This is a genomic window from Paenibacillus sp. Soil750 (assembly GCF_001428045.1).
GTDB lineage: Bacteria > Bacillota > Bacilli > Paenibacillales > NBRC-103111 > Paenibacillus_E > Paenibacillus_E allorhizoplanae.
Genome location: NZ_LMSD01000042.1, coordinates 431,622 through 445,865, shown reverse-complemented (window position 1 = coordinate 445,865; position 14,244 = coordinate 431,622). Strand labels below are relative to the sequence as shown.

Sequence of the window (14,244 nt, the reverse complement as noted above, 5' to 3'; positions counted from 1 at the left end):
ATGAAAAAGCTGCGTTTCAGTGATTTGCAGGATAAGAGGAACGGTCACATTTTGCAGGATGTATTACCAGGTGCTTATTTGTCTACAGGCGGTTTGTCTTTCGCGAAACGGGGCGAACGCAGTCATACGAATGATGGTCCTGAAGGAAGAGACTACCATGTTCACGGAGATTGTGAAGCTTTCCTTATTTTGCAGGGAACGGGAACGATGGAGTTGAACGGGGAGTTTATTCCGGTAACTACCGGAGATATCGTGATTGTTGAGCCAGGAGAGGATCATCATCTCAATTCCAGCGAAGACGATCCAATTGTCACTGTATGGTGTCATGCAGGCCCGAATCGGCATAAGAATCAACACCAGGAGGATGTCGTGTGAACAAAATCATAAGCACGGATATCCATTCCTTCAATTTATCTAGTGAGGATCATGGGTTTACCGTCACGTTGCAAACAACTAAGCTGCAGGATGGCGTCAATCTTATTACACTGCGATTGGAATCAGAGGAGGCGGCAACGCCTCCCGTCTTCACACTACGTTGGTCGCATCCCGCCTGTGATATTCAAGGCAGCTGGCATCCGGCCCAGGATCGGAATAAGAGCTTTAAGGCCGACTGGATGCGCACTTTGCGCTCCAATGCTGCTGCGTCGGCTCCTGTTTATGCTTTATTTAATAGCAGGGGTCGCAATAGGATGACATTTGCCTATTCAGATGCCCTGAACACGGTACATTACTCTGGAGGCATCAGTGAGGAGACAGCCGATTTCCATTGCTGTGTTCAGTTGTTTACAGAGACGACGGCGCCTTTCCGATCGTATGAAGCGAAGCTCCTCGTAGATACGAGAGATGTGCCTTACTATGAAAGCCTTGATGGCGTTCAAGCGTGGTGGAGCGAAATGCCAGAATATCGTCCGGCGTTCGTTCCAGAGGCTGCTAAGGAACCGATGTATTCGACTTGGTATAGCATGCACCAGAATGTCACGGACACCCATATCGAAGAACAGTGCCGTATCGCCAAAAAGCTGGGGATGGAAGCTGTCATCGTAGATGATGGCTGGCAGACCGCAGATAACCGCAGAGGGTACGCCTATTGCGGAGATTGGGAGACTTATGAGGGCAAATTCCCCGACATGCAGCGGCATGTGGATGCGGTTCATGCATTAGGCATGAAGTTTATCCTCTGGTACTCGGTACCTTTTATTGGCAAATACAGTCAGGCATGGCATCGATTCAAGGATAAAATCCTTCGATTTAATGAAGGACACGGAGCCGCTGTGCTGGATCCGAGATATCCAGATGTCCGGGAATATATCATCAATACGTATGAAAAAGCGGTCAAGGAATGGGGCTTGGACGGCTTTAAGCTTGATTTCATTGATACGTTCTATTCGCCTGAGTTGCAGCTGCCTTCCACAGTGGAAGGTAAGGATTATGAGTCGATACCAGCTGCTGTTGACCGTTTACTGACGGACTCGATTGGTAGATTGAGAGAATTGAACCCTGCTATCATGATCGAGTTCCGTCAAATGTACATTGGTCCTGCGATGCGCAAATACGGCAATATGTTCCGCGCTTCTGATTGTCCGAACGACAGCATCCAGAATCGTGTAAGAACGCTGGATCTAAGGCTGATCTGTGGAAATACGGCAGCCCATGCCGATATGATCATGTGGCATCCGGAAGAGCCCGTGGAAAGCGCTGCCTTGCAGTTGATTAACTGTTTATTCTCGGTGCCACAGGTTTCTGTCCTTTTGGATAAACTGCCTTCTGATCATTTGAAAATGCTTACCTACTGGCTCGCCTTCTGGAAAGAGAATCGCACGCTGTTGCTGGATGGTCTAATTGAGCCGATGAATCCGGAATTGTTATATCCGTTAGTCCGTGCGGTTCTTGAGGATCGAGGGATTGTCGTCGCTTATCATGAGCAAATTGTGCCTATTGATGCAGCTGTGCCGGTGTCTCAGTGGATCGTTGTGAACGGTAGAAGACAGGACGGACTCTATCTAGAGGTTTCAGGTGAAATCGGGATAGCTCAGGTGACCATTCGCAACTGCTGTGGTGAAATCACGGAGGAACAGTCTGTTGAATTGCGATCAGGTATGCATAAGCTTGCGATTCCGGCGTCAGGTCTTGCAACCATCTCCATTAAATAAGATTAGAAACACGGAAGTATTAATATAGGGGGTCAACGATGCGATGAATTATGCAGCACATGAAGGAAGATATGCGGACATGCCGTACAATCGAAGCGGGAAGAGCGGATTAAAGCTGCCGCCGATTTCATTTGGATTATGGCATAATTTCGGTGGCGTCGATCTATTCGAGAACAGCAGAGCGCTTGCGCGTCATGCCTTTGATCTGGGGATTACACATTTCGATCTTGCGAATAATTATGGTCCACCGACGGGCTCAGCAGAAGAAGTGTTTGGGCAAATATTGAAAAAGGATTTGTTGCCGTATCGTGACGAGCTGATTATCGCTACGAAAGCAGGGTACCGCATGTGGGATGGTCCCTATGGGGAACGTGGTTCCCGCAAAAGCATGCTCGCGAGCCTTGATCAAAGCTTGAAACGACTAGGCATGAATTATGTGGATATTTATTATTCGCACCGTTTCGATGCAGAGACGCCTCTGGAAGAAACGATGAGCGCTTTGGATCAGGCTGTACGTCAGGGCAAAGCACTGTATGTCGGCGTGTCCAACTATAATGCGGAGCAAACGGCGCAAGCCGCAGCTATTCTGAAAAGTCTTGGCACTCCGTTCATCATCCATCAAGTCCATTATTCGATGTTCGAAAGACGGTTGGAGCAGGGGCTACAGGATATTTTGGCAAAAGAAGGTGTGGGGTCCATCGCTTACAGTCCGCTCGCCAGGGGACTTCTGACGGATCGTTATTTGGAAAACATACCGGCCGATTCCCGTGCTGCGGGGGGCAGTGTGTTCCTAAGACCTGAGGATATTACGGAGGCTAAGATTGCAAAGTCTCGTCTTTTGAATGCATTAGCTCAGGAGCGGGGGCAAAGTCTTGCGCAGATGGCTTTAGCATGGGTTCTTCGCAAAGGGCTAGTGACTTCTGCTTTAATTGGTGCAAGTAAAGTGAGTCAGCTGGCTGATAATGTGGCAGCGTTGAAGCAGCCTCATTTCACGCAGGAAGAATTGGATCTGATCGATAGCATTTTAAGTAAATAAGGTAAGAGCATCGGGTGGACATTAAAGTCTACTCGGTGCTTTTTATTTTTAGCATAAATGAAAGTATAAATTTAAAGCTAAAAATCGGGTATTACGAAGTTTGAATTTGGAGTTAGTCGATAAAATCGACTAACTCCTGTGCAGGAGAGGCAATAGGAGTGGAGTTAGTCGATAAAATCGACTAACTCGTGTGCAGGGGAGAGGCAATGGGAGTGGAGTTAGTCGATAAAATCGACTAACTCATGTGCAGGAGAGGCAATGGGAGTGGAGTTAGTCGATAAAATCGACTAACTCRTGTGCAGGAGAGGCAATAGGAGTGGAGTTAGTCGATAAAATCGACTAACTCGTGCGTAGGAGAGGCAATGGGAGTGGAGTTAGTCGATAAAATCGACTAACTCGCGAACAGGAGGGGCAATGGTAGCGGAGTAGTACAAGGAAGCAGCAGTGTTCCCGTTTTCAACGATCATAAAAAATCACAACCCTGTGGAAGTTATCCCATGTAACAGATTGAGCAATCCATGTACCATCAGGACATACGGCGTGTAGAAGGAGGAAGAGGAATGAATAAGCAGATGGAGCAGGGGAAGGAAGATTTTGAGGCGCAGATTATGCAGCTGCCAGTTGTGGATACGCACACCCACCTTGTGGGGGATCGACTTTGTGCGAGCGACTTCTGGGAGATTGCCCACTATTTCTGGTTGTTTCGTGAACTGCAGGCTGCTGGTTACCCAGCGAATGCCATGGAGCTACCTGAGGACGAACGGATCGCTGCTTTCTTGGAAGCTTACCATGGATCGAGAAATACGATGATGAATGTGGCGATGACACACATTTTTCGAGATTTATACGGCATTGTCATCCGTGACGCGGCCTCGGTAAAGGAAGCTGACGCAGCCGTTAAACAGAGTGCTGGGCGTGTTACGTGGGCGCAAGAGGTGGCAGATCGATTGAACGTGAGTAGATTCGTTGTGAATATTCCCGAACATGCAGATTTCCAAGGCATGCGTGAGAACGCCATCCTGATCCCGCGCATTGATGGTAAATTAGGGGGCTGGGTCAAGGAAATCGAGTCATCGCCTAATCCAGCTGGGGTATTCGCACAAGTGCGTGAGAAACTGACTCAGCTATTAGATACCTATAAAGAAGCGGGTTATCCAGGAGTTATGACCACATTGCCGAGTTATGAAGCCAGCGCAAACCGCAAGGTTGTGGTCGGGCAAGGCAATACCAAGGATGAGATATTATTGATGCTTCTGCACGAATTAGGGGCTGCTGCTGAGCAAAGGGGACTTCTCATACAGTTGTTTCTCGGCGTGGAACGTTCCTGGTGTGGAACAGCTACTCCGGTCAATGACCCCACTCGTATCCTGAAGCTTTCTGCCTTGTTTGAAGCGTATGCCTGCACGTTTGAGCTCGTAGTGGCATCAGAGCTTAACAATTTGGATATTGTGCAAGCGGCATGGAATTTTCCGAATGTTCATGTAGGTGGGCATTGGTGGTTCAACTTCCGAGCGAGTACCTATCGCGATAGTATGCAGTACCGATTAGAGGCGCTGCCGGCGATCAAAAGCTCACTCATTGTATCCGATGCCAGGTGTATGGAGTGGAGCTACGGCAAGATTCTGCTTGTAAAACGAATTGTGAGCGATTTCCTATGGGGTCAGATCGAGGCAGGCTGGATTGATTATGACACGGCGATCTATGTGGCTGAGAATTGGCTTTACCATAGTGCAGCGAAACGCTACGGGGTTGCACATTGATCCTGTTGTAACCGTTGCCACCGCTCCTACCCCTCTAATAGTTCTAATCATAAAAAAACACAGTGCGCTATAAGTTTCACCATGTTTACCTTGCAACAACCCTAGTAAGATGAAGAAGTCAAATCGATGCAGCATGCAAGAAGGGGAGGAAAACATGGCCAGCAAAATACAGCCATCCGATCAAACAATATATAATTTCTCATCGCAGAGTCAGAAATGGGCTTTTATGCGAAAACATTGGCCGATTTATGTGATCTCATTACCGGGAATTATTTATTTCTTACTTTTTAAATATATCCCATTATTCGGTTCGGTCATCGCGTTTCAAAACTACAACATTTTCAAAGGGATAAAAGGAAGCGACTGGGTAGGATTAGAGCATTTCCAACGCATGTTTGCTTACACCGATTTCCTGCAAATTTTAAAAAATACGATATTAATCGGTATTTATGATATGTGTTTCGCTTTTCCGATTCCAATCGTCTTGGCTCTTCTCATTAATGAAGTACGCATCATGGCTTATAAACGGATTGTACAAACGGTGGTGTATATGCCGCACTTCCTGTCGTGGGTCATCGTCGGAGGCATAGTTGTTGGGGTTTTGTCCCCTTCCACGGGAATCGTCAATCATTTACTCTCCTTGTTCGGCGTTGAGCCTATCTATTTCTTGGGGGAAAACAGCTACATTCGAACCATTCTCATTAGTTCTGGCGTTTGGAAAGATAGCGGTTGGGGAACGATCATCTATTTGGCAGCGATTGCAGGCATTAATCCTGATCTATACGAAGCCTCACAAATCGATGGAGCCAGTCGCATTCGTCAAGTGTTCTCCATCACGATTCCTAGTATTTTACCAACCATCGTTATTTTATTTTTGCTTCAAATTGGTAATTTCCTCGATTTCGGTTTCGAACGCGTCTTCGTATTTCTTAACCCGCTTAACAACGAGAATGGGGAGATTATTGATACGTTTGTGTATCGAGCAGGGCTTGTTGATCGCCAATACAGCTACACGACGGCTATCGGGTTGTTCAAGTCGGTTGTGGGTCTTCTGTTGATAATGATCAGTAATATGTTTAGTAAAAAAATGACGGGCGAAGGCTTGTACTGATACGGAAGGAGACCGGAGGTGAATCGCTATGATTATGACAAGAGGCCATAAAATTTTTAATATATTCAATCTTATATTGTTAGGTGTTCTAGGATTGAGCATGGTACTGCCCCTTATTCACATTATTGCCCAGTCCTTAAGCAATAACACGGCCATTAATGCAGGAGATGTCTCCTTTTGGCCTGTGGGCTTCACATTAGGCAGCTATAAACTTATTTTAGAGGATCCGACCATCTGGATCGGGTTCCGGAATAGTGTCATTATTACGGTATTTGGTACTTTTATTAATTTATTTATGACAACAACGCTTGCGTATCCATTGTCCAGACCTGAATATTTGTATCGTAAATCGATTCTGTTGTTGGTGCTGTTTACTTTAATTTTCAGTGCACCGTTAATACCCAACTATTTGTTGATTAAGCAATTAGGGATGTTGAATACCCTCTGGGCTTTAATGCTTCCGATGGCGATTAGCGCTTTTAATTTATTCGTGATGCGCTCATTCTTCCTGAACCTGCCATCGGAGCTGCTGGATTCAGCGCGAATGGACGGCTGCGGAGAATTCCGGATACTCTGGAATATTGTCTTGCCACTATCTAAGCCTGCGATGGCTACTATGGGCATTATGTATGCAGTCGGTCACTGGAACCGTTATGCGGAGGCCGTCTTCTATATTGATCATCGTCAATGGATACCGCTGCAAGTACGGCTGAGGGAAATTGTATTTACCGATCAGATGGGGCAATCCGACGTATCTTCGGAACTCCTACAGCTCCTATCTCCAGAAGGAATTAAGATGGCAGTCATTGTCGTCGCAACGATTCCAATTCTGTGTGTATACCCGTTCCTACAAAAGCATTTTATCCAAGGTATGATGGTGGGTTCGGTGAAATCTTAATAAAACTAGTGTGAAATTGGCCGCCCCGTAAGTGTAAATGGGGTGGTTTTTTTTGACCTAACGGATTGCAGCTCATATCGTAAATAAAACAACCCCAATCGTAAATTTTTCCATCTATGGAAATAAGAATGTGATTTACACTTATGCAAGCAGAGGAGGGAGGAGATGATCTTACCATTTATAATGGAAGCGATTGCAATAGGAATGAGAACCCCTTGTTTCAAGTAGGTGTAACTGACTCTAAGGAGGCTTTAGAATGTTCAGTAAGAGATTAAAGCAACAAGTACTTAAAAGGGCAGTAAGCATAGTGCTTTCATTGGCACTTGTTCTTACGTTGATTAACATGAATCCAATAGAAACGGTTTATGCAGCTCCGGAAGACAACTTGGGCATTTTGGACATACACGTGAATAAGCCAGTCAGCGCAGAAGTTAATCTTAATCATGCAACAATTGATATATCCTTGCCCTACGGCACCCTATATCAAATGTTGAATGTCACAACCAACGGTGCAAACGCAGTTCTGTACAGAAGTGACGAAACAACGGTGATCCCTTTTGCTACCAGCGGTATTAACAAAGGCGATGCGAAAATGGACCAATTTTCAACCAGTGGAACCACGACGTATTATCTGGTAGTAACCGATATCAATAACAGCAGTAATAGCAAAAAATATACCATAACGGTTTCGGTAGATGCGGCAGTGCCCTCTTTAAGTGGTCCAATGGGGCCAAATGATAAATATTTGCCGCTGAATATTCAGGCAGGCGAGTCCGCTTGGGATGTGATGGGTGCCTCCAAAATTGGCAATGGCAGCGGTACGGGTTCCATCGAAGGACCAACCAGTCCCTCCTCCTACAGCGGGAAACCATGGACGGAGTCGGTATATGACCGTTCAGGGGACTACCCTGTGGCTTCAACTGTGAATGAGTCATGGTTGGGAGACAATATGTATTTGCAAACGATCGGACGAAACGATTTGAATGCGCTTACCAAATATGGCATTGCAGGCATACCAGGCACGTCTAAGCTCAACTCGGACATTTTGCGGTTTCACGAATTTAAACCTTTTGTGACGTCTGAAGGTGTAAGTCGGGACGATGGTGACCGTGGAGCTGTAGGCAGTGATCGTCAGAGATTGGAGATTAAGAGCAATACCAGCGCAGCCAACATCGATGCGAATAGCGTAGGCGGCGATATTATGACCCATCACTGGAGGCTCATGCTCCCGTCGGAAACGTTAAGATTTCAACAAGATGTTGGTGATAAAAAAGCTGGTGACTTTATTGATCCCCACCGGTTTTGGCACATCTTCCAACTGAAAGAAATAGCGGGCAACGCTGCCGGCCAACCGGTGACTACGCTGACTTTAGTTTCCAGCGAAGGCAAGGGGCAGCTTGAATTCAGAAACAATCCAGATGGCAGCTATGCGGATCGCATTAAGCCATTGTTCACGATTCCTTTTGAAAAGGTTGCAGATCGCTGGCTGGATTTTGAAGTAACGATCTTAACAGCAGATAAAGGTTATGTATACGGTAAGCTTGTTGATCTGGAGTCGGGCGATGTGCTGTTCGAAGGCGGGATGACAGCCGAAACCTCAAGACGACCTGAAGTGAGCAATCCGACGACAGGCAGACTTGAAAGAACGGATTTACCTGTTGAAGCAGGTCAACAAAACCGTTCCAAATGGGGGCTTTACCGGGGGTTGTATAACAGCCCGGCTGATGCAGCCTATGCCGATGAATGGCAAGCAGCAACCATGTATCTGTCAGATGTTCACTTAATCAAAAGGGATAAAGACAGTTACATTTTTCCTGACGGCTGGAACCCCAGTGTACAAGCGAAAGATGTTGTTGCATGGGCAAGGCCAGCAACGATTTCAGCTTCCCAAGGTACGGCATTTGGCAGTTTAACTTTACCCTCGAAGCTTGATGTCACTCTGAGTACGGGGAAAACAGAGCAGGTGAATGTAACATGGAGCTCGTCGGGCTATAACCCTGATCATACGGGGATTAATACGATCTATGGTGAGTTTAATGGCTCAGGTATTACGAACTCAACCGATATTAAACCATTTATTGAAGTTAATCTTTCTAGTTATAAAAACTGGGCGGTAACTCCCGGAGCTACGCTTAAGGTTGTGTCTAGCAGCAGCAACAGTAAAAACAACTTTATTGATGATAATGCAACGACGGCTTGGCAGGCCAATAGCTCACTTACCAAAACAGATGGCTACCAATACTGGGCGGCCGTACAACTGGAAAAGAAAATAGACGTGAGTAACATTCAAATTGAGTGGACGAGTAATAGCAAGTTTTTGAAAAATTATCAGGTTTACTACGCGAATGACGCAGCAGCTTTTAATGAACTCAAAGAGGGAAATGCCCTATCAGCGACTTCAGATGCAACGCGTAAACCGCTTGAGACGGCCAATGGTGCCCTATGGCAGCCAATCGCAGGCGTGGGAAAAACGACACAACTAGAAAATAACGAAAAAGCTAATCATACGTTAGCTGTACCGATTGCAGCGCAATATATATTGCTTGTATCCGATGTTACACTCGATAATAGTGCTGGCGGAATCAAAGCGAATGTATTCAATGTTTTCGGCGAACCTTCAGCAATAGATATTCCGGTTATACCGACAGGCTCTGTTAACCTGCTAGATCCATCTCGTTTTACACCGCAGGCTGGCGTCAATCTTAAGGTAAGCTCGGAAGCAAATGATCATCCGGGCGTAGATGCTTTGCGGTCAGGCGGCAGCGGGTATTGGCGGAATGCAAGTCCTAATGTCTATAAAGGGGATTATTCGCCATCCTCACTCGCATTAAGTCTTGACTTAGGCGCGCCTAAAACGATTGATAAACTTTATCTTGAAATCCCTAACACCATCGCCAATATTCAAAGTAATGCTACAAGATTTGAGGTCTATTACACCAATGATCCTGCATCATGGTCAAGTGCACCTACGACTTCAAATGGGGCACAGCAGTATGACTGGAAAGCTAACGGCTGGACGCTAGCTGGTGGTACGGAGACCGAAGGTTTGTGGTCCTATGTGACGTATAACGGTCAACAATGGGGCTATGATACGAAGACGTTTCTGTATCCGTTTACAGCGCGTTATGTCATGATAAACACCGTGTTGGTTGGTCCTAGCGATAAGCGTGCGAATGATACCAATTCCATGATGGGTCTATCCGCCTTAGCGATCTATGGCAAAAATCCATATGCGAATACAACCGCATTAGTGCCGGCTAAGGACACCTACAGTACATGGGATCAGGTTGCACCTGTATCGACAACGATTAACCTGGGTGGGAAAGTGCTTACGAGCATTAAGAAGGGTGACAGTACGCTTCTATTAAATACGGATTACACATTTGCCGGCAATAAGGTTACATTCACACCTCCATACCTTGCCAAGTTGCCACTAGGCACGAATGAATTTACGTTTCACTTCAACAGCGGTGCACCTTCGCTATTTGCACTGGATGTCATAGCCCGTGGTTATGGCGCAAATGACAAGACGATCAAGATGAACGCAATCGAAGGCGTATCTCCTTACAATGTGTTAGGCGGGGCTATGGGCACCGACGAACCTGTAGAAGGTGTCACGAAAAGAATAAGAGACGCTTATCACGCATTCTACGGTAATCAGCCTCGGGCGACAGCCGCGGATGATCATATCACGAGTGTTTGGGATAGCACATTGCAAAAAAATGTATTCAAGATCTTTGAATACGGCAGAGGCTTGAATAATGAGTTCTTGGATAAAACTCGTGATGGCGAGTACGGTCACAAAGGTGTATTTGACCCGAGTGTAGGCTATATCGTTGGCGGCGCAGCTACAACGGATCGGCAAAGAGTTGAGATTCGCCCAAGCGAGGATTCGAATAACGATTTTGTCGCGTACGAAGGCGATTTGGTTTCCTATGAGTGGATGTGGAATATTCCAGACGGCATCCAGTGGAACCAATCAAACTTCAGGCATATCTTCCAGTTGAAGGCTACGAATCGCCAAGCCCCTGATACTTTACCAGGCGGCAACAATGGCGGTGAGAACGGCGCCTATATTCTTGCGATGTCCATTTCTGGAACAACGAACCGAGATTTAGTTGTCAATCATAACCGCTATGATGGCGATAAGACTTTGATGAGAATTCCAATGAAAGAAATTGATGGACACTGGATCAAGGTAGAGTTGAAAGCACACATTTCCGACAGCGGCTGGCTGACCATTAAGATTACGGATCAAGTGACGGGTAAGGTCTATACCTTTGACAGTCCCGATGTCTATCAAGTATTCGGTAATCAAGGGACAGGCGACGGGGTCAAGGACCTATGGCGAAGACCCGAGAGAGCAGGCGGCTTTGAGACCGATTATCCAGCTGCGTTTGATCAATATTTGCGTCCAAAGTGGGGGATATACCGCAGTTCCGCTAACGGTACCAACTCCGCGTATGACGCTGAGCTCGGGCTATCTGACATTACGATAAGCAAGGTTGCATCAGGGTTGTCCTCTGTAAATCTGGCGCTTAATAAGAAGGCGTACAATGTTGGGCCGACAAGTGGTGCTAATCCGATTCAAATGCAATCTGCTACGGCGAATGTATACGGAAATGCTAACAAATTGACCAACGGTGTATTGCAGGACCCAACCAAATGGACGGTAACGAATGTTACCAATTTGGACCAAATCGGCAATTATTCATGGCTGGGTACAGACGGAGAGCGCAAAGGCAGCTTTGTCATCGACCTTGGCGAGGCGATGGATTTTAGCCAGATAAGACTGTTTGCCAAATCCACGAGGTTAAAGGGCGCAACCGTGTTTGTATCCAATGAGATCGGAGATCATTCATCGGCTGCTGAGTTTAACAATATGACCTTTCAACAAGTGGAAAAACAAACAGCCTTAGGTTATACGTATGAGACAGGCACTAGTAATGGTGGTAGCGATTCAACAGATAGTTCGCACCCCATTAACCTGGGCAAGACTTACCACGCCAGATATCTTAAAGTAACGGTGGAGAACGCTTCTGGTGGGAATGCAGGCGCAGATCTGACGGGACCTCCACGCTTGACGCAAGTACAAGTGTTCAATGCGCCACTTCCTCCGCAGCATTTGACGATTGAAGCTAGTGGTTCAGGTAACGTACTGAAGTGGGATGCCAATGTTTTAAGCGAAGGTTATACGGTGTACAATGAGACAACAGTACTGGCTGATTTACCAGCAGGTGCAACTACTTATCTGTTACCGAGTAACCTGACTGATTTCTCCAAAGTGACCGTAAGGTCCAAAGGAACAGATCCGTATTCACGCAAGTTTATGATTTCGGCACCGACCTTACTGAACATGTCAACGGACATCGTAGGGATTGCACCAATAAGCATCACAACGAACGTGGGCGTGGCCCCTGTGTTACCGACGGTGGTCACAGCGGTTTACAGTGACAACACAACGGGACAGCGAGCCGTAATCTGGGACGCTATTGACGCATCCCAATATGCTGTAGCAGGCAGCTTTAGCGTGCAAGGAACCGTCACAGGCGTGACGTATAAAGCTTTGGCCAATATTACAGTTACAGCTGTGGATATTCCACTACCTGTTATTGTTAGTTATTCGCCAATCAACATTACGACAACTGCGGGTACAGCACCCGTATTGCCAACGGTTGTCACAGCGGTTTACAACGACAACACGACTAAGCAGCTAAGCGTCGTCTGGAACAATATTGAGGCTTCGCAATACGCCTCGGCAGGTACCTTTAAAGTACTGGGAACTGTTGGAGGAACCTCCTTGAAGGCAGAAGCAACGATCACAGTCACACAGCGTTCGACGGATCCGGGACCAAGTACAGGGACAGGTAGTGGAACTGGCACTGGTTCAAGTTCAAGTTCTAATTCAGGAACTACAGGGATCATCGATCTGGATAAAGATGCCAAAGTGACGAAAGAAACAACGGCGGATGGAAAGACGGTTACGAAAGTTACCGTAGATAAGGATAAACTGGAGAAAGCATCAGCGATTCCAGTTGTCGTGATTGAAGTGAAGGACAGTGCATCCACCGTAAATGTGGAACTGCCAGGCAATGCGTTCCTGAACGCAATCAGTAAGCAAAGCAACTCGGTGATTCAGATTAAAGCGAATGGAACCACGTATGAGCTGCCAGTCCAATTGTTTAAACACATAGCTAAGGATTCCACCGTAAGTATTGTGATTTCTAAAGTATCCGGCAAAGTCGGAGACGATGTCTATGCAGCGGTGAACAAGTTGAACGCGAAGCAAATCGTTGCGAACCCGATTGATTTTACAATCACGGTCAATGGGAAAGAAATGAATGATTTTGGCGGCGAGTATGTGAACCGCACACTAAGCTTGGGGACATGGACAGGTGACCCTGGCAAGGTAACTGCGGTCTGGATCGATGCAAACAATGGGATCCATTTCGTACCAGCCCTTATTTCGACGAAGAATGGATCATCTGAAGTTACGATTCGCTCGCCGCACAACAGTACGTACACGGTCATCCAATCCAATCAATCATTTGCAGATTTAGCTGGGCATTGGGCCAAGGCGGATGTTGAGCTGCTAGCCAATAAATGGATTGTTAACGGAATCACGGATAAGCAGTTTGCACCAGAGGCGCAAGTTACGCGCGCTGAGTTTGCGGCGATGTTAGTTCGATCGCTTGGACTCGTAGAGAAGAAAGCAGATGTATTCGGCGATGTAAGCCCGCGCGACTGGTTCGCTGGAGCCGTTAGCACGGCGCATCTAGCCGGGTTGATTAACGGTTATGAGGATGGTACCTTTAAGCCAAATGCCAACATCACTCGCGAACAGATGGTGGCGATGTTGATGCGTGCGATGAAAGTTGGAGGGAAGGAAATCCAAGCCAGTACCACGGCGATTGATCGCTTCTCCGACCGTTCGACGATCGGCGAATGGTCGAAGGCAGCCGTCGCACAGGCACTGACCGCAGGTCTTGTTCAAGGCTTGTCGGACAATATCTTCGCACCGACAGAGCTTGCAACACGCGCACAAGCAGCCACGATTCTGAAGCGCATGCTGCAATCTCTACAATTTATTAACTGATTCAAACCCAGACCGCCAAAGTTGTTTGGCGGTCTGGGTTTCACCTTGGGTTTGCGCCCCATGGTAACCTTCATCATGCGGTGACTTCTGAGCTAATTCTAGCTGTCACCCAGTCATCTAAATGGATTTACTCCATCTATTTGTGCCAAATTCCCCGAATATGAGGTATTAGCTGTATTTTCTCCATCTAAAT

7 protein-coding genes are annotated in these 14,244 nt (G+C 46.7%); all 7 read left to right on the top strand.

Translation table 11 applies throughout. The annotated features are described in order from the left end of the window. The 7 genes from ASL11_RS32785 (at position 1) to ASL11_RS32755 (ending at position 14,051) form a co-directional block, all read left to right on the top strand. Positions 1 to 375 (top strand): cupin domain-containing protein, encoded by a 375-nt coding sequence (locus ASL11_RS32785; protein WP_056624629.1) that lies wholly within the window; start codon positions 1 to 3, stop codon positions 373 to 375. Further along, positions 372 to 2,150, top strand: coding sequence for a glycoside hydrolase family 36 protein (locus ASL11_RS32780; RefSeq protein WP_200962496.1), 1,779 nt, complete (start codon positions 372 to 374; stop codon positions 2,148 to 2,150). The genes ASL11_RS32785 and ASL11_RS32780 overlap by 4 nt, the downstream gene beginning before the upstream one ends. A gap of 43 nt (positions 2,151 to 2,193) precedes the next feature. Next, complete coding sequence (locus ASL11_RS32775; protein ID WP_056624626.1) at positions 2,194 to 3,186, top strand: aldo/keto reductase; 993 nt, start codon at positions 2,194 to 2,196, stop codon at positions 3,184 to 3,186. Between the two features lie 560 nt (positions 3,187 to 3,746). Further along, positions 3,747 to 4,946: a hypothetical protein gene (locus ASL11_RS32770; RefSeq protein WP_056624623.1), complete on the top strand. Its 1,200-nt coding sequence runs from the start codon at positions 3,747 to 3,749 to the stop codon at positions 4,944 to 4,946. A gap of 154 nt (positions 4,947 to 5,100) precedes the next feature. After that, entirely contained in the window at positions 5,101 to 6,057 is a 957-nt protein-coding gene (locus ASL11_RS32765; RefSeq protein ID WP_056624619.1) for an ABC transporter permease, read from the top strand. Between the two features lie 28 nt (positions 6,058 to 6,085). Then, positions 6,086 to 6,955, top strand: coding sequence for a carbohydrate ABC transporter permease (locus ASL11_RS32760; RefSeq protein WP_056624616.1), 870 nt, complete (start codon positions 6,086 to 6,088; stop codon positions 6,953 to 6,955). A 256-nt stretch (positions 6,956 to 7,211) separates the two neighbouring features. Continuing rightward, positions 7,212 to 14,051, top strand: coding sequence for an Ig-like domain-containing protein (locus ASL11_RS32755; protein WP_056624613.1), 6,840 nt, complete (start codon positions 7,212 to 7,214; stop codon positions 14,049 to 14,051). Positions 14,052 to 14,244: the final 193 nt, after the last annotated feature.

Excerpts from the sequence above, each read along its gene's own strand:
- ASL11_RS32785 (WP_056624629.1), top strand. The coding sequence starts at position 1 with ATGAAAAAGCTGCGTTTCAGTGATTTGCAGGATAAGAGGAACGGTCAC.
- ASL11_RS32775 (WP_056624626.1), top strand. The coding sequence starts at position 2,194 with ATGAATTATGCAGCACATGAAGGAAGATATGCGGACATGCCGTACAAT.
- ASL11_RS32760 (WP_056624616.1), top strand. The coding sequence starts at position 6,086 with ATGATTATGACAAGAGGCCATAAAATTTTTAATATATTCAATCTTATA.
- ASL11_RS32765 (WP_056624619.1), top strand. The coding sequence starts at position 5,101 with ATGGCCAGCAAAATACAGCCATCCGATCAAACAATATATAATTTCTCA.
- ASL11_RS32755 (WP_056624613.1), top strand. The coding sequence starts at position 7,212 with ATGTTCAGTAAGAGATTAAAGCAACAAGTACTTAAAAGGGCAGTAAGC.
- ASL11_RS32770 (WP_056624623.1), top strand. The coding sequence starts at position 3,747 with ATGAATAAGCAGATGGAGCAGGGGAAGGAAGATTTTGAGGCGCAGATT.